This window comes from Prevotella heparinolytica (assembly GCF_004342845.1).
Taxonomy (GTDB): domain Bacteria; phylum Bacteroidota; class Bacteroidia; order Bacteroidales; family Bacteroidaceae; genus Bacteroides; species Bacteroides heparinolyticus.
Window position 1 is genome coordinate 197,706 of sequence record NZ_SLXB01000002.1, and the last position, 23,558, is coordinate 221,263.

Annotated in this window: 19 protein-coding genes and 3 pseudogenes; 12 read left to right on the forward strand and 10 right to left on the reverse strand. The window is 43.5% G+C overall.

The window, feature by feature from the left end:
- Positions 1 to 3 precede the first annotated feature (3 nt).
- From thiH to thiD, 4 genes are read left to right on the forward strand one after another with little or no spacing between them, the layout of a single operon-like run.
- A complete protein-coding gene (thiH, locus tag EV202_RS02325; protein WP_131925169.1) occupies positions 4 to 1,149 on the forward strand; it encodes a 2-iminoacetate synthase ThiH in 1,146 nt (381 codons plus the stop codon).
- 16 nt (positions 1,150 to 1,165) lie between these two features.
- A complete protein-coding gene (locus tag EV202_RS02330) occupies positions 1,166 to 1,861 on the forward strand; it encodes a HesA/MoeB/ThiF family protein (RefSeq protein ID WP_106070434.1) in 696 nt (231 codons plus the stop codon).
- A gap of 7 nt (positions 1,862 to 1,868) precedes the next feature.
- Positions 1,869 to 2,462: a thiamine phosphate synthase gene (locus tag EV202_RS02335; RefSeq protein WP_106068544.1), complete on the forward strand. Its 594-nt coding sequence runs from the start codon at positions 1,869 to 1,871 to the stop codon at positions 2,460 to 2,462.
- 44 nt (positions 2,463 to 2,506) lie between these two features.
- Positions 2,507 to 3,337, forward strand: coding sequence for a bifunctional hydroxymethylpyrimidine kinase/phosphomethylpyrimidine kinase (gene thiD / locus EV202_RS02340; RefSeq protein ID WP_131925171.1), 831 nt, complete (start codon positions 2,507 to 2,509; stop codon positions 3,335 to 3,337).
- On the opposite strand, the gene EV202_RS02345 is transcribed toward thiD, so the two are convergent.
- A complete protein-coding gene (locus EV202_RS02345) occupies positions 3,338 to 3,991 on the reverse strand; it encodes a DUF4476 domain-containing protein (RefSeq protein WP_106068542.1) in 654 nt (217 codons plus the stop codon).
- A 218-nt stretch (positions 3,992 to 4,209) separates the two neighbouring features.
- Here EV202_RS02345 and EV202_RS02350 point away from each other — a divergent pair, with 218 nt between their 5' ends.
- Complete coding sequence (locus EV202_RS02350; protein WP_106068541.1) at positions 4,210 to 5,019, forward strand: patatin-like phospholipase family protein; 810 nt, start codon at positions 4,210 to 4,212, stop codon at positions 5,017 to 5,019.
- A 32-nt stretch (positions 5,020 to 5,051) separates the two neighbouring features.
- A complete protein-coding gene (locus EV202_RS02355; protein ID WP_131925196.1) occupies positions 5,052 to 6,749 on the forward strand; it encodes an alpha-amylase family protein in 1,698 nt (565 codons plus the stop codon).
- A gap of 51 nt (positions 6,750 to 6,800) precedes the next feature.
- Here EV202_RS02355 and EV202_RS02360 read toward each other — a convergent pair whose 3' ends face one another.
- Entirely contained in the window at positions 6,801 to 7,034 is a 234-nt protein-coding gene (locus EV202_RS02360; protein ID WP_106070432.1) for a DUF6965 family protein, read from the reverse strand.
- A gap of 164 nt (positions 7,035 to 7,198) precedes the next feature.
- Between EV202_RS02360 and EV202_RS02365 the strand changes: the two genes are divergently transcribed.
- The 3 genes from EV202_RS02365 to EV202_RS02375 are packed head-to-tail and all read left to right on the forward strand — an operon-like array spanning position 7,199 to position 10,389.
- The gene (locus tag EV202_RS02365) at positions 7,199 to 7,864 is read left to right on the forward strand and encodes a DUF2461 domain-containing protein (RefSeq protein ID WP_106068540.1); all 666 of its coding nucleotides are present in this window, start codon (positions 7,199 to 7,201) and stop codon (positions 7,862 to 7,864) included.
- Between the two features lie 38 nt (positions 7,865 to 7,902).
- On the forward strand, positions 7,903 to 8,349 hold the full coding sequence (locus EV202_RS02370) for a YhcH/YjgK/YiaL family protein (RefSeq protein ID WP_106068539.1): 447 nt from the start codon (positions 7,903 to 7,905) through the stop codon (positions 8,347 to 8,349).
- Between the two features lie 30 nt (positions 8,350 to 8,379).
- Positions 8,380 to 10,389 (forward strand): alpha amylase C-terminal domain-containing protein, encoded by a 2,010-nt coding sequence (locus EV202_RS02375; RefSeq protein ID WP_131925173.1) that lies wholly within the window; start codon positions 8,380 to 8,382, stop codon positions 10,387 to 10,389.
- A gap of 90 nt (positions 10,390 to 10,479) precedes the next feature.
- On the opposite strand, the gene EV202_RS02380 is transcribed toward EV202_RS02375, so the two are convergent.
- The 4 genes and pseudogenes from EV202_RS02380 to EV202_RS02395 all read right to left on the reverse strand — a co-directional run bounded on the left by EV202_RS02380 (position 10,480) and on the right by EV202_RS02395 (position 17,950).
- Positions 10,480 to 11,193, reverse strand: coding sequence for a tetratricopeptide repeat protein (locus EV202_RS02380; RefSeq protein WP_106068537.1), 714 nt, complete (start codon positions 11,191 to 11,193; stop codon positions 10,480 to 10,482).
- A gap of 237 nt (positions 11,194 to 11,430) precedes the next feature.
- On the reverse strand, positions 11,431 to 12,882 hold the full coding sequence (locus EV202_RS02385; RefSeq protein WP_129588725.1) for an AbgT family transporter: 1,452 nt from the start codon (positions 12,880 to 12,882) through the stop codon (positions 11,431 to 11,433).
- Positions 12,875 to 13,599 (reverse strand): annotated as a pseudogene (locus EV202_RS02390) (DUF5932 domain-containing protein). Before EV202_RS02390 ends, EV202_RS02385 begins: the two are co-directional and overlap by 8 nt.
- A gap of 4 nt (positions 13,600 to 13,603) precedes the next feature.
- Positions 13,604 to 17,950, reverse strand: a complete 4,347-nt coding sequence (locus EV202_RS02395) for a DUF5113 domain-containing protein (protein ID WP_131925175.1) — start codon at positions 17,948 to 17,950, stop codon at positions 13,604 to 13,606.
- A 124-nt stretch (positions 17,951 to 18,074) separates the two neighbouring features.
- Between EV202_RS02395 and EV202_RS02400 the strand changes: the two genes are divergently transcribed.
- Entirely contained in the window at positions 18,075 to 19,013 is a 939-nt protein-coding gene (locus tag EV202_RS02400; protein WP_165483526.1) for a ribose-phosphate pyrophosphokinase, read from the forward strand.
- 516 nt (positions 19,014 to 19,529) lie between these two features.
- On the opposite strand, the gene EV202_RS02410 is transcribed toward EV202_RS02400, so the two are convergent.
- From EV202_RS02410 to EV202_RS15210, 4 genes and pseudogenes are all read right to left on the reverse strand, one after another.
- The gene (locus EV202_RS02410; RefSeq protein ID WP_131925177.1) at positions 19,530 to 20,597 is read right to left on the reverse strand and encodes a relaxase/mobilization nuclease domain-containing protein; all 1,068 of its coding nucleotides are present in this window, start codon (positions 20,595 to 20,597) and stop codon (positions 19,530 to 19,532) included.
- Positions 20,587 to 21,012 (reverse strand): plasmid mobilization protein, encoded by a 426-nt coding sequence (locus EV202_RS02415; protein ID WP_131925179.1) that lies wholly within the window; start codon positions 21,010 to 21,012, stop codon positions 20,587 to 20,589. The genes EV202_RS02410 and EV202_RS02415 overlap by 11 nt, the downstream gene beginning before the upstream one ends.
- Positions 21,013 to 21,351: 339 nt before the next feature.
- Positions 21,352 to 21,800 (reverse strand): annotated as a pseudogene (locus EV202_RS02420) (DUF3408 domain-containing protein).
- Positions 21,801 to 21,804: 4 nt separating this feature from the next.
- Positions 21,805 to 21,915 (reverse strand): annotated as a pseudogene (locus EV202_RS15210) (toprim domain-containing protein); the annotation flags it as partial.
- 760 nt (positions 21,916 to 22,675) lie between these two features.
- Here EV202_RS15210 and EV202_RS02435 point away from each other — a divergent pair.
- Positions 22,676 to 22,966, forward strand: coding sequence for a helix-turn-helix domain-containing protein (locus tag EV202_RS02435; protein ID WP_131925181.1), 291 nt, complete (start codon positions 22,676 to 22,678; stop codon positions 22,964 to 22,966).
- Positions 22,963 to 23,274 carry a helix-turn-helix domain-containing protein gene (locus EV202_RS02440; protein ID WP_131925183.1) on the forward strand — a complete coding sequence of 104 codons (312 nt, stop codon included), beginning with the start codon at positions 22,963 to 22,965 and terminating at the stop codon, positions 23,272 to 23,274. Before EV202_RS02435 ends, EV202_RS02440 begins: the two co-directional genes overlap by 4 nt.
- The last annotated feature ends 284 nt before the right edge of the window (positions 23,275 to 23,558 follow it).

Sequence of the window (23,558 nt, forward strand, 5' to 3'; positions counted from 1 at the left end):
TAAATGTTTTCAGACGAATTAGCAAATATATCATGGGAAGAAACCACGAAGCGCATCCATGCCAAGACAGAGGCCGACGTGCGCCGTGCCCTTGCCAAGGAGCATTGTGATGTAAACGATTTCATGGCACTTGTTTCTCCTGCCGCCACTCCCTATCTGGAGACAATGGCACGCCTCAGTAAGAAGTACACCGAAGAACGTTTCGGAAAAACCATCTCCATGTTCATCCCTCTATACATCACCAATTCCTGCACCAACTCCTGCGTGTATTGCGGCTTTCATATCGGCAACCCGATGCCGCGCACCATCCTGACGGAAGAAGAGATTGTGAATGAATACAAAGCCATCAAGAGGCTGGCTCCCTTCGATAATCTGCTGTTGGTGACGGGAGAGAATCCCGCCCAAGCCGGCGTGCCCTACATAGCCCGTGCCCTCGACCTCGCAAAGCCCTATTTCAGCAACCTGAAAATAGAAGTGATGCCTCTGAAAGCCGAAGAGTATGCCGAACTGAAAGAGCATGGATTGAACGGCGTTATCTGTTTTCAGGAAACCTATAACAAGGCGCATTATCACATCTACCATCCACGCGGCATGAAATCGAAATTCGAGTGGCGGGTCAACGGATTCGATCGCATGGGACAGGCCGGCGTGCATTCCATAGGCATGGGGGTACTTATCGGGTTGGAGAAGGAATGGCGGACGGACATCACCCTGATAGCCTACCACCTGCGCTATCTTCAGAAGCACTATTGGAAGACGAAGTACAGTGTCAACTTTCCGCGCATGCGCCCTTCGGAGAATGGCGGTTTCCGCCCGAACGTCATCATGAGCGACCGAGAGCTGGCGCAAGTCACCTTTGCCATGCGCATCTTCGACCATGACGTAGATATCTCCTACTCCACCCGCGAACCTGCCGCCATACGCGACCACATGGCAACACTCGGCGTGACGACCATGAGCGCCGAGAGCAAAACCGAGCCGGGAGGATATTACAGTTATCCGCAAACGCTGGAGCAGTTTCATGTGAGCGACGAGCGCAAAGCTGTGGAAGTGGACAGGGCATTGAAGCGTTTGGGACGCGAACCGGTGTGGAAAGACTGGGATGCTTGTTTCGATTTGAACACCCCCTCCCATAAAATCCATGCCTAAAAACAGAGGACGGACAATGAACAGATACGGCAGACAACTTGCTCTCCCCGAACTGGGAGAAACCGGACAGAAGAAACTGCGCAACGCCAAAGTGCTGATAGTGGGTGTAGGAGGATTGGGTTCGCCCATCGCCCTCTATCTGGCAGGTGCAGGGGTCGGCACACTGGGACTTGTGGATGATGATGCGGTAAACATCAGCAACCTGCAACGCCAGGTGCTCTACTCCGAAATCGAAGTGGGACAATCGAAGGTGGCCTGTGCCGCCCGAAGATTACACGCCCTGAACAGCGAAGTGGAGGTACGCCCCTTTCCTTTTCGCATCCATAGCGGAAATGCGGCAGATCTGATAGAAGGTTATGATTTAGTAGTGGATGGTTGCGACAATTTTGCCACACGCTACTTGATGAACGACACCTGCATTGCCTTGGGCAAACCTTACGTGTATGGAGCCATTCAGGGGTTTGAAGGACAAGTATCCGTATTCGGTTGCGGCAAACGTCCCAAAACCTACCGTGACCTTTATCCAGATGAGGAGAAAATGCGGCTTATGCCTCCCCCCGACAAATCGGTCATCGGTGTCACCCCCGCCGTTGTGGGCAGTGTGGAGGCGAGTGAAGCCTTGAAACTGATTTGCGGCTACGGCGAACCGTTAACCGGCAGGCTTTGGACCATTGATTTAAGAACCATGCAATCGTATATCCTTTCATTATAAGAAAACCATGAAACTGATTGTTATCACCCGCCCGCGCTTCTTTGAAGGAGAAGCCGCCATCATCACCGCTCTGTTTGAGAACGGTCTGGAAATTCTTCATCTGCGTAAGCCGGAAGCCTCTGCCGGGGAGCTGGACTGCTTTCTTCAGCAACTACCGGATGAATATATGTCGAGGATTGTGACGCATGAGCACTTTCAGATGGTATCTGTTTTCAACCTGAAGGGCATCCACCTGAACGGGCGCAACAAGCATGCACCGACGGGTTATTCGGGACATATCAGTTGCTCTTGCCATTCGTTCGACGAAGTCTCGCAACGCAAGCGTCTTTGCGATTATGTTTTTCTCAGTCCCGTTTACGACAGCATATCCAAAGAAGGATACACCTCAGCCTACCCTTATGACAGTTTGCTGAAAGCGTGTCAGGCAGGCATCATCAACGAAAAAGTCATCGCATTGGGAGGAGTCGGCATACAGCACTTGCCCGAAATCCATTCTTTAGGATTCGGAGGTGTTGCCGTGTTGGGCGATGTCTGGAAAAGAAAAGAGGAAGATATCCTTCCCCATTTCATCCGCTTACAAGCCTCCTGTGCACCTGTATAACTTCCCCATTAGTATGCTCAATTTTTAAAATATCGACTTTCTCTATGCCTTCCATCATTCTCTCTATTGCCGGTTCCGACTCCTCAGGCGGTGCAGGCATTCAAGCCGACATAAAGACGATTTCGGCTTTGGGTGGTTATGCCGCCTCTGTCATCACGGCTGTCACGGCACAGAATACGATCGGAGTACAGGCTGTGTATCCGATGCCTGCCGATGTGGTGCGAGCGCAAATCGTGTCCGTAATGGATGACCTCCGGCCGAATAGTGTCAAAATAGGTATGATACACGATGCCGAAACGGTATATTCCATTGTGAAGTGCCTTCAAAAATACCATCCCGCATTTGTGGTGTATGACCCCGTCATGGTATCAACCGGCGGACAACCCTTGATGACTGAAGGAACCATTCGAGCCATCAAGGAAGAGCTTTTCCCTTTATGCACCCTTATCACCCCGAATCTGCACGAAGCAGGCTTGCTGTGCGAACAGCCGATTTTTGATACGGACGAGATGAAACAGGCGGTCCGAGAATTATCATATAGGTTTCGTACCTCGGTACTGATCAAGGGCGGTCATCTGCAAGGTGCTGACATGTGCGATGTTCTTTACGAAAGACGCTCTTCCGACTATGCCGACACTGTTCCGCTCTCCGAATGGACAATCTACTCCCATACCAAAATAGAAAGCCGGAACCTGCACGGCACCGGCTGTACGCTTTCTTCCGCCATCGCCACATTTTGGGCCGACGGACACCGGCTCGATGAAGCCGTCTGCCGGAGCAAGGAGTACATCAGTCAAGCCATTGCCCGGGCAAAAGAGATGAAAATAGGACAAGGCAACGGACCTTTATGGCATTATTTCCCGTTATCGGAATGATTAACGGCGTATGCCCAGAATCTTCTTGGCGTCATCCCTCTTGAACAATGAATCGATGGCATCCAGAATCTCATCGTAGTTTTCAATGTCTTCAATGCCCGAAGCAAACATCTTTAGCACTTTTATCTTGTCGTCATCAAAAGGAAAGAGCGACATCAGTCTGGCGCATTGTTTACAACTAAGGTTATTATTGCGGGAAGCCACATGCAGCATCTCAGTCTGGTCGTCTTTGAAAGGACGGGATTTTACTTTTTCATACAGACGCTGGAACTCTCCGGGGTGCATTCCTTTGAAATAAAAGCCGACGGGAGGATTTATGACCATACCGTCGGGAGGTGTCGGCACTGAATAAGCATCTCTCCTGAAAGAATCCATGGCAACCACCTTACCCTCTTCAAAGCTTATCACGATCTGGGTTGTCGTGGCGATAGCGTCTTCGTTATAGAGTTTTCTTGTAAACTCCCACTCTTCGGTTTCCCTGTCGAAACGGCGAAATTCAGGAGAACCCAATATGTTGATTACCTCTTGCTTGCTCATTCCTTTTTGAATGCTGCTCAATACATTTGTACTGGAGTTGGAAGGGATAAGTGAAGCGCAACCGGAAAATGCCATGACGATTGTCGCCCCTGCAATAATTTGTCTGAAAGTTTTCATCTTGTCAAGTTTTTAGTTACCGCAAAGATAAACAGAATAACGGATATAGCTCAGGTTTTCTTCTTATTTGTGGAAAGGGATTTCCCTACGGATTTATCCGAATATCCATAAAAAACAGTAAGCTCCTGCAACATACGAACTTTTTTCGGCCGGAACCCTTTCTTCCTGCAATAAAATCACTAATTTCGTGCCGAACATTGCAATTTATTCTTTTTAGTATGGAGGCAGCAGCAAATAATTGGTTCACTCAAAAACATCCGGTAGGCTTTGCGTTAAGTGGTGGTTTCATCAAAGGTTTTGCCCATTTGGGGGTAATGCAATCTTTATTGGAACATGATATAAAGCCTGATATACTCTCCGGTGTGAGTGCAGGTGCTTTAGCTGGAGTATTTTACGCCGACGGTAATGAACCGCATAAAGTACTCGACTATTTCTCAGGACATAAATTTCAGGACTTGACAAAATTGGTGATACCTAAAGTCGGCCTGTTTGAGTTGGGAGAATTCGTTGATTTCCTAAAGAGTAACCTGAAGGCTAAAAAGCTGGAAGAACTGCAAATTCCTATGATTGTGACTGCTACCGACCTGGATCATGGGCGTTTGGTACATTTTCATAAAGGAGACATTGCCGAACGTGTGGCCGCGTCGTGCTGCATGCCGGTATTGTTTGCTCCGGTACAGATTGACGGAACTTATTATGTAGACGGTGGTGTACTGATGAATCTGCCTGTCACTACATTACGACGTATATGCGACAAGGTGGTGGCAGTAAATGTTAGTCCGCTGATGGCGACGGAATATAAGAAAAACATTGTCAGCATTGCGATGCGCTCATACAATTTCATGTTTCGTTCCAATACTTTTCCGGAGCGGGAAAAAGCAGACTTGTTGGTAGAACCTTATAATTTGGCAGGATACAGCAATACGGAGTTGGAGAAAGCTGAAGAAATATTCATGCAAGGATATAACACCGCCAACGATGTGCTGCAAGGCTTGCTTGCAGACAAAGGAAGTGTTTGGAAAGCGTGAAGTAAAAGATTATGATATGGAGTGCGAAAGATATGAAGGAAGAGAATAAATTGATTATTTACCAAGTATTTACCCGGCTATTTGGGAACAACAATAACCATTGTGTGAATAATGGTGGCATAGACGAGAACGGATGCGGCAAAATGGCAGATTTCTCAGCCAAGGCATTGGGAGAAATTAAGAAATTGGGGGCTACGCACATTTGGTACACAGGCATCATCGAGCATGCTACCCAGACAGATTACCGACGTTATAACATCCGTCCCGACCATCCGGCTATTGTGAAAGGGAAAGCGGGATCTCCGTATGCCATCAAAGACTATTATGATGTAGATCCGGATCTTGCTAAAAATGTTCCGGAACGTATGAAAGAGTTCGAGAATCTGGTGCAACGCACACATCGCAGTGGCTTGAAGGTTATCATCGACTTTGTGCCCAACCATGTAGCCCGTCAATATCATTCGGATGCTCAACCGGACGGAACCTCGCAATTGGGAACAAACGATGACGTGAATCATGCCTTTAGTCCGTACAATAATTTCTATTATATTCCGCAATCCGAATTGCGCGGCCGATTTGACATGAAAGGACCGGCATCTGAATCTTATAGGGAGTATCCGGCAAAAGCTACCGGGAATAATCGTTTTGATTCCTATCCCGATGCCACCGATTGGTATGAAACGGTAAAATTGAATTATGGAGTGGATTATCAGAACGGTGGGACTTGTCATTTTGACCCCATTCCCGACACTTGGCATAAGATGTTGGATATTCTGCTGTTCTGGGCAGGAAAAAACATTGATGGCTTTCGTTGCGATATGGCGGAAATGGTTCCCGTGGAGTTCTGGGAATGGGTCATCCCTCAAGTCAAGGCTGCCTATCCTTCCATTTTATTTATAGCCGAAGTCTACAATCCGGGAGAATACAAGAACTACTTGTTTAGAGGCAAATTTGATTATTTATATGATAAAGTGGGGCTTTATGATACCTTACGGGCTGTGACTTGTGGACAAGGCTCGGCAACGGATATCACACGCTCATGGCAGAGTCTGGGGGGAATAGAGACTCGTATGTTGAACTTTTTAGAGAACCATGACGAGCAGCGCATTGCTTCTGATTTCTTTGCAGGCAATTCGCGCAAGGCGATCCCGGCACTCATTGTATCCGCATGTATGAATACCAACCCGATGATGATTTATTTCGGACAGGAATTCGGCGAACCGGGCATGGATAGTGAGGGCTTCAGCGGAAGAGACGGGCGTACTACCATTTTTGATTATTGGAGCGTTGATACAATCCGCCGTTGGCGCAATGGAGGTAAGTTCGATGGCAAAATGCTTACAGAAAAACAGAAGTATATATATGACACTTACCAACGGATACTGACACTCTGCAACGAAGAAAAAGCCATCTCGCAAGGTGCTTTTTTCGATTTGATGTATGCTAATATCGGAGGATGGCGCTTCAACGAACATAGGCAATATACTTTTTTGCGCAAGTATGAAAGTGAGTTATTGCTGTTTGTCGTAAATTTCGATCACCTGTCAGTCGATCTTGCTATCAATATTCCCGCTCATGCTTTCAGCTTTCTGCAAATGCCACAAATCAATCAGTATGAAGCCACCGATTTGCTCAGTGGAAGAAAAGAGAGTATCAGCTTGCTTCCTTACAAGGCAACCAATGTTGCTGTTGAAGGATACGGAGGAAGAATTCTGAAGATTAGGTTATAAGGTTGGACAGATGACAAGATAAAGGTCCGGCGAAAAAAATGGAGGAAGCGTTTAAATGCTTTCCTCCATTTTTGCTTTCAAGCGAATCAAATGTGTGATGGCCGGATTGTAGAATGGGTCAGGATAGTGTGCCTCTATATCGCTTAAATTTGCTTTGACATAGCGCTTCACGTCCACAATGTTTTCGGCCTCACTCAATCTGATTTGTTGAGGAAAAGAAGCTGTTCTGGCCCATGCTATCAAATCATTGACTTCTGCTTCACTGTAATTCTTGTATTCAATCATCTTCCGTTCTTTTTTGCAAAGATAAAACAAATACCTCACAATCTCTTTGCCTGCTTTAAACAAAATATGGAGTTGCGATGTTGCCCAATGCTTTTTTTATCCTTCTTTGTGTTATGTTAGAAATATTATCCGTAAATTTGGCAGGTTAAAGGAATGAATATGATATGAATATACCCGCTATATTTCAATTTTTGAAGGAACTGTCTGCTAATAATAATCGTGAATGGTTCAATGCTCATCGGGAACTGTATGAATTGGTTCGTAACGAGTTTGAAGAATTGCTTACTGTTATCATTTCCCGTATTTCTTTGTTTGATGAAAGCATTCGTGGCATAGAGGCAAAAGATTGTACTTACCGTATTTATCGTGACATACGTTTTTCCGAAGACAAGACACCTTATAAAACTCATTTGGGAGGATACATCAACGCCAAAGGGAAGAAGTCCGACCATTGCGGCTATTATATCCATTTGGAACCTGGTAATTGTATGTTGGCAGGAGGAAGCTATTGCCCCCCTCCTCCCCTCTTGAAAGCTTTGCGACAGGCTGTTTATGATAATATCGATGAATTTCGTGGCATAGTAGAAGATCCGTCTTTCAAGCAATACTTTCCCGTTATAGGAGAAAATTTCCTGAAAACAGCTCCTAAGGGCTTCCCAAAAGATTACCCTTACCTGAAATATCTTCAATGTAAGGAATATACGGTTGCTTGCCAATTACCGGACAGTTTCTTCTTGCCCCCTGATTTTCTGGAGCGTACGGATGACATTCTTAAGCAGATGAAACGTTTTTCTGACTTTGTAAATTATACGATAGATGATTTTGAATAGTTTACCCATATAATAAACTTGCTAAAACATTAAATATTATGATTATAGACAAACTTGAAAATATAGAAAAATATGTTTCGTTGAATCCTCTGTTTGCACAAGCCTTTGACTTTTTGAAATCTCACGACTTGAATACCCTCGAAATCGGTAAGATTGAACTGAAAGGAAAAGACTTGATGGCCAATGTGACACAAACAAAATCTAAAACCAAGCAAGAGGCCAAGTTGGAAACTCACAGAGAATATATTGACATTCAAATACCGCTTTCGGGGACGGAAACAATGGGATATACCACTTCCAAAGATTGTGTTCCCGCCGATTCTGTCTACAATGCAGAGAAGGATATCACTTTCTATGAAGGATTGGCCGAAAGTTATATCGAAGTGAAACCAGGCATGTTTGCCATTTTCTTTCCTCAAGACGGACACGCTCCGGGCATCACTGCTGAAGGCGTGAAGAAAGTAATAATAAAAGTAAAAGCATAAATTTATCAAATATCCCCAAAACAATCCTTTATGGAGACACTGAATTTGATTAAAAACGACCCTTGGCTGGAGCCTTATGCCGAGGCCATCAACGGACGTCATCAGTATGCCGTCGACAAAGAAGCCGAATTGACCGACGAAGGAAAGCAGAGCTTATCTGATTTTGCAGACGGCTACATGTATTTTGGCCTGCATCGCACAGATGATGGTTGGGTGTTTCGTGAGTGGGCACCGAATGCAACCGAAATCTTTCTGGTAGGCACATTCAACGACTGGAAAGAAGATAAGAAATACAGTCTGAAGCGAAAAACGAATGGTAATTGGGAGATAAAACTTCCGGCCGATGCCATGAAACATGGTGACTTATATAAACTGATGGTACATTGGGACGGCGGTTACGGCGAACGTATTCCGGCATGGGCTACCCGTGTGGTGCAGGACGAACAGACCAAAATATTCAGTGCACAAGTCTGGACGCCGGAGAAAGCGTATAAGATGAAGAAACGTTCCTTTAAACCGACCACCGATCCTTTGCTGATATATGAATGCCATATCGGTATGGCTCAACAGGAGGAGAAGGTGGGAAGCTATCGGGAATTTCAGGAAAAAGTTCTTCCGCGCATAGCCAGGCAGGGTTATAACTGCATACAGATAATGGCCATTCAAGAGCATCCCTATTACGGTAGTTTCGGATATCATGTTTCCAGTTTCTTTGCGCCATCCTCCCGTTTCGGTACCCCGGAAGAACTGAAAGAATTGATTGATACGGCCCATGGTATGAATATTGCCGTCATCATGGATATTGTTCATTCTCATGCAGTGAAAAATGAAGTGGAGGGTTTGGGGAATTTTGCCGGTGATCCTAACCAATACTTCTATCCCGACGGGCGACGTGAACATCCGGCTTGGGATTCTCTATGTTTTGATTATGGAAAAAATGAAGTTATACACTTCTTATTATCCAACTGTAAGTACTGGCTGGAAGAATTTCATTTTGACGGCTTCCGTTTTGACGGTGTAACATCTATGTTGTATTACAGCCACGGTTTAGGCGAAGCGTTCTGTAACTATGAAGACTACTTTAACGGTCATCAGGATGATAATGCCATTTGTTATCTGACCCTTGCCAACAAGCTTATCCACCAAGTAAACCCCAAAGCCATAACGATTGCCGAAGAAGTTTCGGGAATGCCCGGATTGGCAGCCAAGTACGAAGATGGCGGTTATGGATTTGACTATCGCATGGCAATGAACATTCCCGACTATTGGATTAAGACAATCAAAGAAAAAATAGATGAAGACTGGAAACCGTCAAGTATGTTTTGGGAAGTCACCAATCGTAGAAAAGATGAAAAGACAATCTCTTATACGGAGAGTCATGACCAGGCATTGGTGGGCGACAAAACCATCATTTTCCGTCTGGTGGATGCCGATATGTACTGGCACATGCAGAAGGGAGATGAGAATTATACGGTGAATCGCGGTATAGCTCTTCATAAAATGATACGTTTGTTGACAGCAACGACTATCAATGGCGGCTATCTGAACTTTATGGGCAATGAGTTCGGCCATCCTGAATGGATTGATTTTCCTCGTGAAGGTAACAGTTGGTCGTGCAAATATGCTCGCCGTCAATGGAATTTGGTGGACAATCCTCAATTGGCATATCATTACATGGGCGATTTTGATACGGCAATGCTCGAAGTGGTGAAAAGCGTGAAGAACTTCCAGGCTTCACCGGTTCAGGAAATATGGCATAATGACGGCGATCAGGTATTGGCTTATATGCGCAAGAATTTGGTTTTTGTGTTTAACTTCAACCCTAAACAGTCTTTCACAGACTATGGCTTCCTTGTTCCGGCAGGAACATACGAGGTCATTCTGAACACGGATAATCCTGCATTTGGCGGCAATGGTTTTGCAGATGATACAGTGAAACATTTCACCAATCACGATCCATTGTACAAAAAGGAAAAGAAAGAATGGCTGAAGCTCTATGTACCGGCACGTACAGCTGTCGTGTTGAGAAAAATCGAGTAATAAATATCAGACACGGAATCTCACATATTTACATGATGTTCGTATGTCTATCCGTAAATCTGGAAATTCCGTGTCTGAACCTGAAACCTTTTAATTCAATTGGGTATTAATGAAGTTTATCATTGTTTTTGCATTATCCAGCATTTTCTTTTGACCCGGATTGCCGGCAGAGAGTAATGGAATAAGCTTATCCAAATATTCTTTAGCTTCTTTAAACTCTACTTTAGCTTTTTCCTTATCTGTCTTCAAAGCAACGGCTCCCTTACTGTAATATAAAGTTCCCAGACCGTTAAGGGCATTTACATTATCTTCTTGAATCGTTATTGCTTGCTTATAGGCATCTACCGCAGCATCGGTCTTTTGGGCTTTCTGTGCCATGATTCCCTGATTTACATAATAAGTGGCATATAATCTCGTTAATGTTTGGTTATCCGGATTTGCTTCCAGTCCTTCTTTTAAAGTTGCTACATATTCGTCATTCTTCTTCAAATTTTTCAATGCCCCGGCTTTTCCTATATAAGCATTTGCCAAATTATATTTCTTTTGGATGGCGATATCGAAATATTTCAGAGCTTCGGCCGGTTTCTTTATCTTATCGGCACAAACGCCGCAGTTGTATGCGATTACAGAGTCTTGATTATTTGTTTGTGTCAAATAAGTGCTGAAATTCGTATAAGCTACCTGATAGTTTTTAGCCTCAAGAGCAGCTTTACCATCATTTACCAATTGTGCAGGATCAGCATTTTGTGCAAAGAAATTTGCGGCTACACAACATAGTGTAATAGATAAGATTAATTTTTTCATACGTTTTATATTAATTAAAAGTTGATTTTCAAAAATAGTCAGCTAAGATATAGTAGCAAAACCTTTTTAACTTTTTTGAGCTTTTTAGAAAGGCTGTAACAAGTGTTATTTTACGTGAACGCATATGAGGTTAATGCTTCCAATTCCAAATTGATTGACCCAATATAGTTTCTTTATCCATTTACAACAAACTGAGAAAAGCGTATCTATAAAAAACGGATTGGCAGACAAGCAGCACTATAACCCTAATGGTAAATCGCTGATGTACCATAGTATGAGCAAAACCGTCCAAAAGAATAAAATGGTAAGTGAATATTTCCATGTATATTTCAGAAGCGAACCATAGGTTGCTTTTTTATCATATTGCTGCATATAAGTCAGAACGAGTGGCATGTAAAAGATAAAGGGGGTAATGGCATTGGTGGCACTGTCGCCAATGCGATAAGCACATTGGGTCATGTCCGGCGAAATGCCCATACCCGCCAATACCGGAACAAAGATGAATGACATGAAAGTCCATTTGGCGGTGGCCGATACCATAATCGTGTTGACCAAGGCAGTGAACAGAATGAACAATATCAGAATCCATATACTGCTTAAACGTACAGAAGAAAGCAAATTTGCTCCCATGATGGCTATGCATCTGTCCAGATGAGAATACTCGAAACATGCAAACATTTGTGCGGCAAAGAAAGTTATCACAAAGTACACACTTAGCAATTTCATGGGTTGCGTCAGTCCTTCTATCACATCACCGTCCGTGCGATAACGTCCCGAAGCAAAACCGTACACCATCCCTGTTAATCCTATGCCAAGAGATAACAAAAAGAGAATGCCCACGATGAAAGGAGAACGAATCAGTCCACCATTGACGCTCCGTAGTATGCCCCATGGAGAGAAAGTTGCCCATATGATAATACCGGTGTACAGCAAAGCCACCATAACGGCTCCTATCATAGCCCTTCGTTCTTTTCGGGATAATTGTTTGTATCCGCTGAAACGAATGTTGCCTCCGTACTCGCCTAAACCGGGTAACAAGCTCTTACGGGTTATATAATAAATGACAAATGTGAGCAGGAAAGTAGAAGCAAAGAAAAAATAATAATTGCACAGAGGTCCCGTTTGCCCGGAAGCAATGTTCGACATATCAGCTGCTTCTTGAGTAGAAGCGGCAAGCATCGGATCCAAAGTAGTCAAAAAGATATTAGCGCTATATCCGCAAGAGACAGAAACGTATGCTGTGATTATTCCCCCTATGGGATGCAAGCCAACGGATTGGAATAAAGTGGCTGCTATGGGGAGCAAAATGATATATCCTGCATCTCCCACCACATTGGAGAGCAAGCCTAAGATTATCACCCAAACAAGCGTACGCCAAGGAGCGAGCTTGCTCCGTACTCCTCTGCGGATACATGCGTCAATGAATCCCGAATGTTGAGCCACACCGATTCCAAACATAGCTACAATCACCAAACCCAGAGGAGCAAATCCCGTAAAGTTGGTGATTACATGGCGCAATAGCCAGCGTATGCCTTCCGGACTCAGTAAGCTTTGCACGCGTATCTCCTCGCCCGTCTGCGGATGCAGCACGCTCAAACCATAGATGTCAAATATCCATGATAGGAGGATGACTGCCAGCGTCAACAGGAAGAACATCGTGGCGGGGTGTGGCATGCGCTGTCTACTCATCGTCGGCTTCCAGATTGTCAATGTTCAAGATGCGGAGTTCTAATGCGCGTACTGCCAGTCGGGTGGCATTCACCCCCACTCGTTCGTCGGGAGAAAAAAGACGTCCCACCAAATCGTTCTGACGCTTCTCCAACGACTTCACTCCAAACGGCATACCTTTCAGGTTGGCTATCATCTCCTTGGTATATCCCAATGCCAGATGGCGAAGGAACCGCTCGTCGTACTCATCGATGTCGTAGCTGATAATAGCTTCCTGACGTTTTGCGTCATTCAATACCGATTTTTTAAATCGCTCTACAATCTTCTCTAAGATAGGATGATTGAAGACCATTTTTTTCCATCCATCACGGCTTGCACATCGGTTTTGGTAAGCAGTTCTCCGGTTTTCAGAATAATACCGTCTGCTCCGGCCTCAAGTACATCTACCCATAACTTCTCGTTCAGGATTTCTCCGGTGAATATCAGGACATGCACGTCGGGGTAACGTTTGATAATGTTGCGGCAGATATCGACTCCGATGGTGGTAGAGCCTCCCAAACCTAAGTCCAGCAAGACGAGGTCAGGCACACCGTTTTCCATCAAAGTCCAAAACTCTTGTTCGGTCATAGCAGTGCCAATGACCTCTGCATTGGGTATTTCATGGCGGAAGATTTCTTCCGTGCCTTTCAGTTCGAGTTTGACATCTTCAACGATGATTACTTTGAAATTTTTGTTCATATCTTTATTTTTTCGGTAGCGTAAAATATACAGTAAAACCTCCATCTTTCTCCGGCTCGGCGTTGATTCTACATCCGCGACGTCCGGCAAACTCGTCATGATCGCGAATTATCTGTTTGCAAATCAGATATTCCGTTCCGTGGAGCTCTCCTCTTTCACTTGCTGTCATACGAGCCAGCTCCGGATAAAATAAATGATTCAACTCCTCTTGGCTTTTCTCCCTACGCATATCTGTAAACCGGAAACGTACGAAGTCGCCGTCTTCTTCAGCCGTCAGATGGATATTTCCGGTTGAAGAATGGGAAAATGCTTCATCAATCAAATTTTCAAGTAAGAAAAGCAGCAGATTCCAATCACCGATTATCCACTCTTCCAATGTCTCTATCTTGAAGTTGAGATGTGATTTACCAGCTTTGTTCTTTTTAAGGAAATACTTCTCGGCAGCATTCATTAATTTGGCTACGGCGATGGTGGAACGACGAAAAGTGACTTCTTCCAATTGCCGGGAGGCACAGGAACTGAGTATCGTGAAGATTCCTTTGTAATATTCTATCAATTCACGGATAGCAATAACGGTTTCTCTTTCCTCATCCTCTGCCATCTGTCCCGAGCGCAATTTTCCGATCAATTGTTTTATCTTATTGGGATAATAGATGGTTTCATGCTTAATTGTAGAAAGGCAGTTGTCTAAAACCATGTTCTGTACGTGCAACAGACTGTCTTCCCGCGATGCTCGTCGGGCTTCATCTTGCGCCGTCTCAATATCTCGGAATTTGACGATCAGTTTTACCACTGCATTAAAAAGTACGATGGCTATGTATTTGGCAATGAGTTCTAACAGCAGGTGATCTGTTTCTTGCTCTGTCCCTACCCTGCGTTCCAAGCACAGCACGCCAATACACAGTCCCGCACTTCCGGTATCTACCATAAGCGGCAAAGCATACGTGTTTCCTTCAGAGATGTAGGCATGTCGATCAAAACTTTGCTGCATTATATTTTTCCACAGCACTTCTTGTTCTGTTCCTATTTCTTCGGCAGGGTTGGAAGTGAACTCCAGTTGCCGGGTTGTTTCGTTATAAATGGCAAGAATCAATCTGTCAATACTTAACAACTCATTTACTGCATCGAAAGCAGAATTTACAATTTGCAGTGGTATTGCCTTCCAGATATTTTCTTCCTGCCGGAGCATCTCTTCACTCTTTGAAATAGATAATAAAGAGGAGGCAAACACTTTTTCGTTTATTTCCAACACTTGCTCCAGGTTCCAGCGGTTGACTAAACGTTTGCGGATATAAAGGACATAGTAACCCAACAACAAAGCAAATAATAAAATCAGGGTTAACAAGATGCCAACCATTCTGTTGGTAGTGGAACGTTCCAGCTGTCGGCAGTATTCTTCGAGAGACTGATCCTCACCCAATAGCTTATATAAAGCGGTGTAGGCCGCATTGTTATAATTATAATCATCCCAATGCTTCAATGCAAGAAATGAAACAGCAGCTTCGTTCCTGATATCCAAAATGACATGAAAATCGGAATTAAACATTCTGTTCCACCAATCCAATTCTGCCGGCGTACCGTTACCGGTCAAAGTCATGTAGCGGTGCGGATGCGGTGCATATCGTTTGTAATGTTCATTCAGGCAATACATGGCAGAATCTATATATAGCAGAGCCGCCTCATATTTTTCTTCCACATTGCAGTAGTAAGCCTCATTGGCATAATCCGAAGCTGCGTCGAGTAGTCTTTCGTACTCATTTCGGGCATTTAATGCCAATGAGTCGTTCCTTGTGTCTACAGATACTTCATCCCTTTCATAGCGGTGGCAGGAAGATATCCCTAAGGATAAAAACAGTAATAAAACAGATGTCGTTTTACGAGTGATTCCGGGCAGCCTAAAATAGAAACGGCTGCCTTGTCCCAAGGTGCTTTCCACATTGAATATACAGACCTTGAATAAATCATTGGTCTTGCGATATTTTTCAATAATGCCTTTGCAGTTCATCAGTCCGAAACCATTTCCTTTGTTCTTTTGTAATTCCTCCTTATCAAGGGTTTCGTTCATTCCGATGGCTTTCGAGTCGTAAACTTTTTCACCGACGATGCGTGCCACGTCTTCCGACGACAGTCCACAGCCGTTATCTTCTACTGAAATCTCCACGTAATCCGCTTCTTGCTTCGTATAAATTCTTACTGTTCCTCCCCGTGGAGTATATTTACGTGCATTTTCGGCCAATGTGTTAATCATGAACAAGGTCAATGCTTTATCGGCCTTCACCCAAGAATCCGTAGGTAGTACGTCCAACGTGAGTTGCTTCATTTCGAAAGCTCGGTTTCCTTTACGCACCAAGTCAAACAATTCATTCAATTCAAAGGTTTCCACATTCAGACTAAGTTTTCCTTGTTTCATCTTGATCCATAAAGCAAGAATATCGTTATACTCGTTGATTGTAGTCACCAGTTCATTCATGTATAGATACCTATCAGCCTTTATACTTTCATCTTCCACGGATTCTTTTCGGGTAAGCTTGTGTACTTCGTTGATGATACGGTCGATATATGGATGGATACCGTTCACAATAGCCATGCATGCCTTCTTTATCAGATTCTGCCGCTTGTTTCCTGCTATGTGTTGTTCGTGGATATAACGTTGTTTTTCCAGCCTTCGGCGCTCGTCACCCAAAGAAAGGGTGGTCATACCATTATCCAATGCCCATTGAATATAAGGAGATATCACTTTTACCATTGCCTGTTCGTCTTTTCCGATATGACATGGAAAGGTTAATTTACCATCTTTAATTCGGATATCTTTTACTCCAAAGAGTAACTCTAATTCCGGACAGACTGATTTTTGAATGGCTTCGACTATTTCTTCTTCGCTATGTGCATCGGCTGGAATGGATACTGTAATTTTTTGGCAAATATCCAACATCAGTTGCAGGCGATGAAGATGAAGGTTGCTTTTGGCTTTGGAACGTTTATTGAAAAGCCAGAAGAGGAAAAATAACAGCACGAAACCGATAAGCACCACTGAAAGTACGACATTCAATTGTTTCGATTCCTTCTCCAGTTCCTGATACCGGCTTTCCAATTCCTTGTCTTGGCGGGTATCCTCCAATATGTCCAAATAGATATTGCGGTTATAATTTAATTTCTCTTTCATTCCGAGGCCGGCATATGATACGGTCAGCTGTTCGCGAATACGTGAAATCCATTCGGGTACGGTCTTTAGTTTGTGATCTATCCATACTCTTTCCGTGCTGATTGTATCTCTGTGGTCAAACGCTTTCAGGTAATCCTCATTGTTATGGCTATCATAGAAACGACGGTGATGATTGTTTACGCATTCCAATGCTTGCTTCAGGGTGTCCAGCGCTTCGGCATATCTGCCATGTCCATTCAAGTACCTGCCAATAGATACATAGGCTCCTGCAATCTGATATAAGTCATTGTATTGGCGAAATTTAGTTAATGCCAACTGTCCAAGTTGCATAGGCAATAAAGAGTCCACAGGTATACCCAGTTGCATTAAATCATGCGATCGCCTGTTCTGAAAGAACTTATAACTATCGGGTGAAACCATTAGGTTGGCAAGGCCTTGCACACTGTTTCCTTCAAAATAGAGGTATCCCTTCCTCGAAGCTATCTGCCAGGTGGTATAAAGCTCGTCAAATTCTTGAAGCATACGTTCTTCCAGAGTTTCGCCTTCGCACAAAGCGGCAGAGCCTTTGATGTAATGATGATACAATAATTGGTTGGTGTCGGTTGCCAGTTCTTCGTTCGCAACTACCATGTTTATGGAAGTTATGGATTCGGGACGCTGTTGCAAATAATAATAGTATACGGCAGATACTATATGAAATTCCGAACGGGCGTAATTCAACCGCATACGTTCGTGTTTATCCACAAAAAGGTCATGGTCTTCCGCTATCCGCTTCATGCGGCGCAAAGCACTGTTTCTATAATCATAAAATTCCTTATTCAAAGCCGTCCGCTGATAAATCTTCATCAAACCGATGTCGGCGATCAGGAGTTCCAATTCGTTTTTAGTTATATTGTAGACATCCATGAACAGCTTCTCTGCTTGTTCAAAATCCATGCGCATAAAGGCACAGAACCCCAGGTTGTTAGAAGCCTCTGCCCGACCCTGTTTATACAGATTCACCTCTTGATAAGCTCGTAGGGCAGCATGATAGGAAGAGTCCAGGTTTTTATATCGATATAAATACGCTACTTGGTTCAAAGAGTCAATATGGCGCACTTCTTTGATGGGAGCTGCTCCCCCACACGAAACCATTACTGCGCATAAGTAAAGTAATCCGGCAAACCATATTGAAGAAAGTCGTTTCATAGAGCAAAACTACAAATAAATCCCTGAAAGAAAAATATTTTTTATACAATAACTCTTGTTTTATGTAATGGGAAATTCATACCTTTGCATACAAATTAACAAATAGGTAATAGCTATTACACAAATGAGCGAAAAAACCCCCTTTATGGTATTCTCCGGAACAAATTCGAGATACCTTGCAGAAAAAATTTGCGCCAGTCTTAATTGTCCTTTGGGAAAGATGAACATTACCCACTTTGCAGACGGTGAGTTTGCCGTTTCTTATGAGGAGTCTATTCGTGGCGCGCACGTCTTTTTGGTTCAATCAACCTTTCCTAACTCTGACAATCTGATGGAACTTTTGCTGATGATCGATGCAGCTAAAAGAGCATCGGCCAAGAGTATTGTGGCAGTCATTCCCTACTTTGGCTGGGCACGGCAGGATAGAAAAGACAAGCCGCGTGTATCTATCGGTGCGAAACTTGTTGCCGACCTGCTTTCTGTTGCGGGGATTGATCGTCTGATAACGATGGACTTGCATGCCGATCAAATTCAAGGTTTTTTTGATATTCCGGTAGATCACCTGTATGCGTCAGCCGTATTCCTTCCCTACATCGAATCGTTGAAGCTGGAGAATTTGGTAATTGCCACTCCGGACGTAGGTGGTTCCAAACGTGCCAGCACGTTCTCCAAATATCTGGGTGTTCCTTTGGTATTGTGCAATAAAACACGTGAAAAAGCGAATGTAGTTGCCACTATGCAAATAATCGGCGATGTGCAAGACAAGAATGTTGTATTGGTAGATGATATTGTAGATACAGCCGGTACTATTACTAAGGCTGCCAACATCATGATAGATGCAGGAGCTAAGTCTGTTCGTGCCATTGCCAGCCATTGTGTAATGTCTGATCCTGCCTCTTTTAGAATCCAAGAATCATCTTTGACTGAGATGGTGTTTACTGACAGTATTCCCTACTCCAAGAAGTGCGCTAAAGTAAAACAATTAAGCATTGCCGATATGTTTGCCGAAACCATCAAGAGGGTAATGAACAATGAATCTATCAGTTCGCAATATATTATCTAAGAAATATTCGATTGATGAATAACGAAAAAGGGACTATCCGACTTTTTGGACAGCTCCTTTTTCATTATAATGTTTTCTCTTATTTACCTAGTTTTCAAAGGGATTGTTTCGGGAAGTCTGAAAGGTGTTTGATGAAAATACTCTGTGAGTGAAATATGGGGCAGTTCAGAAACTTGTTGACTTTCTATTGCTCGTTCAAAAGATTATTAAAAGAAAAGATAACCGGAGCAGTCAGGAAAATCAGTTGATAAGCCTCCCTTTTTAACTATAAAAGATAATTCTCAAAATGTATCTAATTGAAAATAAAGAAGTTACCTTGTTACATAGACTAAATAGGTAACGATTTGGAAACGAGCGAAGTACTTTCAATCGCAGATTTCTGCATCAACAAAGAACGCTTGTTATTCTATTTGCAAAGATAATAATTTGCTTTGAATAACAAGCGTTTTTGATGAAGATTTCTCTCTTTTGCTTTGTCTTCGTTTTGGGATAGAGACTAGGAATAGAGAAAAGTGGTTACAATCCTCTTCCTCTTTTCTTCTTTTTCTTGGCTTGGTTTCTGAGCCTGTGCTGCCATGCTGTCTCGGCATAATCATCACCGTGTGTTTGCGGACTGATTAACCCACCTGCTCCGGAAATGATTTCTTCGGCTGCATTTATGGCAGTACTTGCCACATTGCCAACGGCTTGTGCAATAGATGAACTTCCATTTGTGTTGGCAGGTGACGTATAGGAACGGCTGGGAGGAACAAGTTGATAACCTGTATCGGATTGAGTTTTGTTCTTTGCCGGCTCATCTGCCATTGTCGTGGCTTTCTTTGGTTCTGTCTTGTTGCTTATCTCAAAGTTCTTCTGCAAGGAACGGTAACCGAACTCCCTGCCGATTTCAGAAGCTTTGAAACTTTGTCCGTTATAGGAGAACTTCAAGCCATAGATCTTTCCCTGTTTGTTCTTTAAGCGTTCAATGGTTACGCCACTCTTGCTAAGGTCATAGAGAAACATGGAGTGCCCTGTGATACCTGTGCCTTTGTACCTATCAAGTAAGGCGTAGCAGATTTGCTGCACCTGCTGCTTTGTTTGTTCTCTTGTTGGGTTGGCTTTTGTCTTTTTGTGTTTCCTTTCCGCCTTGACTTCCTTTGCGATGGTCATACCATACTTACGGCTGAGTTCCTCTGCCCCCCTTGCTGCTCGGTTGCTCACAAAGGTGGTGTCATACACTTCTCCGTACAGGTTGATGCGATTGGCAATGATATGGATGTGCATATTGTCGGTATCCCTGTGCGTTACTGCCAACCATTGATGGTTGGCAAGCCCAATGCGTATTGCAAAATTTGACGCAAGGTTACGGACGGATGCAAGACTCAATCTTTTCTCGTTTTTCGGAGCTATGCCGATTTCGATACGCAGGAACTTGTTTTTGCACCGTGTGTTGTAATCGCTGGCCATCTTCATCTCTTCGTAAATCTCATTTGGCGTAGTGCCGCAGAGATTGTGAAAGAGAAGCGCTTTATCGAGTTTTCCCTCTCTGAAAATATATTCCAGTGCATTGCTACCATGCGCGATAGCTTTACATTTACCTATCATTCTCCATCAGATTTAAGAGTTTAATTGCCCTTTCCTCAATACGGTATTTGGGATTAAAGAAGCGCTTAAAAGCTTCCCTTGCCAGACAGGAAAGGCTTTGGGCAATCAGTACCCACGCATCATCCTTTACCTTGATAAGGTTGGAAACATGTGTAAAGAAGTAGGCGGTTCTCCTCAACACCTCTATGGCTTCCTTTTCATTATCTGTCATCTTGGGAACGGCAGTCACTTCTCCGTTAAGGAGTATTTCACGGCAATAGTCGGAGAACTTCCGCCCTGTGCTTTCCGCTTTCGATTTGATACGCTGCTTTTCCTCTAAGGTACATCTTACCCTGATGAACTCCGTCTTGTTCATCCGCTGTTCTTTCTTCTCCTGTTGCTGCCATCGGGCAGTCTTTCTGTTGTTTCTGTTCATATAAAAGTCCTCTTTTCGTTATTTCTTAATTTCTGATGGCTGACCGATGAGAACGGAGTGATTACGGTCTAACCTCCCGATAATTAAACGAGGGGAGCAAGCGCAGTTTGTGGGTACAAACTGACGTCTTGCAATGCTACCCAATAGGCCATTTACACATAAAGCATTTTTCTGCTTGAAAACGAATGCACTGCATTCTGTGTTTAACCGTGTTCGTGGCATTCCCACCATTCTGCCTGTTCAGTAAATTGCCATTATCGTATTCTCTAAAAAAGGACGTGGGTTTTGAGCGAAAGGGACGTCCCTTTTCAGTAAAACCCTCAACCCTTTTCCTGTGGTTTACAGTCTTATCCATTTTCCTATATCCTCGCCGTATTCCTCCAAGTGAATGCGCAGAGGTTCTCAATGAAGTTTGACACGTTGGCACCCTTGTCGCCCAACCTACGGACAATGAAGTCCGCACGCTCCTGTGTCTCCCTACTCAGATAAACTGCTTTTCGTTCGTTCAATTTGGTCGGAACAAGGAACGCCTGCTTGTAGGCTTCGAGCGTTCCCCGTCTCATCTTGGCACTGATACGTTTCTGAACGGTTATGTTCCCTGTATTCAGTGCAGGCTCGGATGGTGTGGCATGTTCTACCTCTTGTTGGTTTTGCTCTTGAATAAAATTCATTCCCTTTGCCTGAAATTCAGCGAAGGTTTCTTCGTTTGGACTTTCAGCTCGACTTATACCAAAAGATTCTCCGATGAAACGATCCATTTCGTCTGTGTTTCTTTTTTCCTTTTTCATCACTTTATCTTATTTTTAGTTTGACTTGTTTTACCTTATTGCTTGTTTTTGGATTTTTCTCCAACTTCTTCTGTTGCTCACGAACACGGTTGACATGATACTCGTTGAGGTCTTTGAGAATGAAATCTTCTTTTCTATTTTCCCCTTTCCAAACTTTTTCATCTTTCTTCTTACTACATACTATTTTGTTGTAAGTATTTGATAATCAACAATACTTTGTAGTATATAGAGATACTACACATGCTACTACAATTACAGGTAAACTGCCTCCTGCGATTGTGATTTCGCCTATTGGTTATATTGCCTGCATCTGCTTCTCTTTTCATTATTTCCTTGAATTGGTTTCCAAGAGTGAAGTTAGTGTGAGAATGCGTAACTTCCAAGCATTCAGAAGCTTCTTGCATAATGTTGCGTCAGTCTGCTGCTAAATTCTTAGGGAAGCAAGTCAAAAAGAAGAGCATTTATCGCCTCATTAAGCAAAATCAGATAGTACGAACGGGGTAAGCAGAAAATATAGATATTGATTTTTGCTTTCAGATGCAGTCGTTTGCTCCAGCTATCTACAAACTATTGATTGGAACATATTTTATATCGGATTACTGTGCCAACCTATTCCACTACGACGCCACAAGCAGCCACTTGAATGAAAAGTGATGGAATAAGAAATGTCCTATCTTAATTTTGCAATGAAAGAAAAAAGACGGGGCAGGAAAACGCAAACGCGAACCGATGGAACGGATTGCTCTTTTCCCTATTGTTCCCTATACTTCCCTACTGTTCCCTGCTGCTTTGAGAGGCGTATATACGCCATTACCTTTGCCAGAGGAAACAGGAAAAAAGCCTGAAACAACAAACAATAAAACTAAGATAAGATTATGAACTATTACGTCATTACAGAAACCAATTGGGCAAAGCTGCGAGATGAAATCTTGAGCCTTGCAGAATGTTGCCACAAGGCATTCGGAGAAAAGAGCAAACACACCGATTGGCTACACAACGGAGATGTGTGCAGGCTGTTGAACATCAGTAAGCGCACCTTGCAGCATTACCGCGACACAGGCGTGCTGCCGTTTACGCAAATCGGGCATAAGTGCTATTACAAGCGTGAGGATGTGGAACAACTGCTCCTTGCAAGAACAGACAAACCTAAAAACAACAGTATATGATGGAAATGGCAAAAGATTTGAACATGGAAAGCGACGAGATGCAGCTGGTTGTCTCGGCACTAAGAGGTGTGGGAAAAAGAATTGTAGAAGTGGCAGGGACGCATAAGCTACTCTTTGCCGGAGAACTTTTCCTCACGGGCAAGGAAGTGTGCGAGCGGCTGTATATCAGTCCCCGTACCTTGCAGGACTATCGCGACCGAAAGGTTATCCCCTACACGCAGTTTGCTGGGAAAATCCTCTATAAGGCTTCGGATTTGGAAAAGATGTTGGAGGAGAATTACAAAGGCAAAGGCAGTAATACGCATTAACGAAAAGAATATTTCATCACTTACTGATAATAAGTAATCTAATAAAGATCTAAAATTGTTTCGTCAAAGGATTAAAATTGTCCCTTGTAGACTTTTTGAAATGTCCCATAAGAGAATTTCAATAAAGATATAGGGCTAATTCGTTAAGCAACTTCCTGATATGTGAACAAATTAGTTAATATCTTATACCACTGCTGGGCACTTAATCCCATCTGATTTTCAATTGTTTATAATTTAGTTCTTTGACATTTTTGTAATCGCAATCGGTAAGTATCTCTCTTACA

What these genes read in the sequence shown, in the direction of transcription:
- EV202_RS02435 (WP_131925181.1), top strand. Translation starts at nt 22,676, where the DNA reads ATGAACTATTACGTCATTACAGAAACCAATTGGGCAAAGCTGCGAGAT.
- EV202_RS02350 (WP_106068541.1), top strand. Translation starts at nt 4,210, where the DNA reads ATGGAGGCAGCAGCAAATAATTGGTTCACTCAAAAACATCCGGTAGGC.
- EV202_RS02360 (WP_106070432.1), bottom strand. Translation starts at nt 7,034, where the DNA reads ATGATTGAATACAAGAATTACAGTGAAGCAGAAGTCAATGATTTGATA.
- thiD (WP_131925171.1), top strand. Translation starts at nt 2,507, where the DNA reads ATGCCTTCCATCATTCTCTCTATTGCCGGTTCCGACTCCTCAGGCGGT.
- EV202_RS02380 (WP_106068537.1), bottom strand. Translation starts at nt 11,193, where the DNA reads ATGAAAAAATTAATCTTATCTATTACACTATGTTGTGTAGCCGCAAAT.
- EV202_RS02415 (WP_131925179.1), bottom strand. Translation starts at nt 21,012, where the DNA reads ATGAACAGAAACAACAGAAAGACTGCCCGATGGCAGCAACAGGAGAAG.
- EV202_RS02345 (WP_106068542.1), bottom strand. Translation starts at nt 3,991, where the DNA reads ATGAAAACTTTCAGACAAATTATTGCAGGGGCGACAATCGTCATGGCA.
- EV202_RS02400 (WP_165483526.1), top strand. Translation starts at nt 18,075, where the DNA reads ATGAGCGAAAAAACCCCCTTTATGGTATTCTCCGGAACAAATTCGAGA.
- EV202_RS02410 (WP_131925177.1), bottom strand. Translation starts at nt 20,597, where the DNA reads ATGATAGGTAAATGTAAAGCTATCGCGCATGGTAGCAATGCACTGGAA.
- EV202_RS02375 (WP_131925173.1), top strand. Translation starts at nt 8,380, where the DNA reads ATGGAGACACTGAATTTGATTAAAAACGACCCTTGGCTGGAGCCTTAT.
- EV202_RS02395 (WP_131925175.1), bottom strand. Translation starts at nt 17,950, where the DNA reads ATGAAACGACTTTCTTCAATATGGTTTGCCGGATTACTTTACTTATGC.
- EV202_RS02440 (WP_131925183.1), top strand. Translation starts at nt 22,963, where the DNA reads ATGATGGAAATGGCAAAAGATTTGAACATGGAAAGCGACGAGATGCAG.
- EV202_RS02385 (WP_129588725.1), bottom strand. Translation starts at nt 12,882, where the DNA reads ATGAGTAGACAGCGCATGCCACACCCCGCCACGATGTTCTTCCTGTTG.
- EV202_RS02335 (WP_106068544.1), top strand. Translation starts at nt 1,869, where the DNA reads ATGAAACTGATTGTTATCACCCGCCCGCGCTTCTTTGAAGGAGAAGCC.
- EV202_RS02330 (WP_106070434.1), top strand. Translation starts at nt 1,166, where the DNA reads ATGAACAGATACGGCAGACAACTTGCTCTCCCCGAACTGGGAGAAACC.
- EV202_RS02370 (WP_106068539.1), top strand. Translation starts at nt 7,903, where the DNA reads ATGATTATAGACAAACTTGAAAATATAGAAAAATATGTTTCGTTGAAT.
- thiH (WP_131925169.1), top strand. Translation starts at nt 4, where the DNA reads ATGTTTTCAGACGAATTAGCAAATATATCATGGGAAGAAACCACGAAG.
- EV202_RS02365 (WP_106068540.1), top strand. Translation starts at nt 7,199, where the DNA reads ATGAATATACCCGCTATATTTCAATTTTTGAAGGAACTGTCTGCTAAT.
- EV202_RS02355 (WP_131925196.1), top strand. Translation starts at nt 5,052, where the DNA reads ATGAAGGAAGAGAATAAATTGATTATTTACCAAGTATTTACCCGGCTA.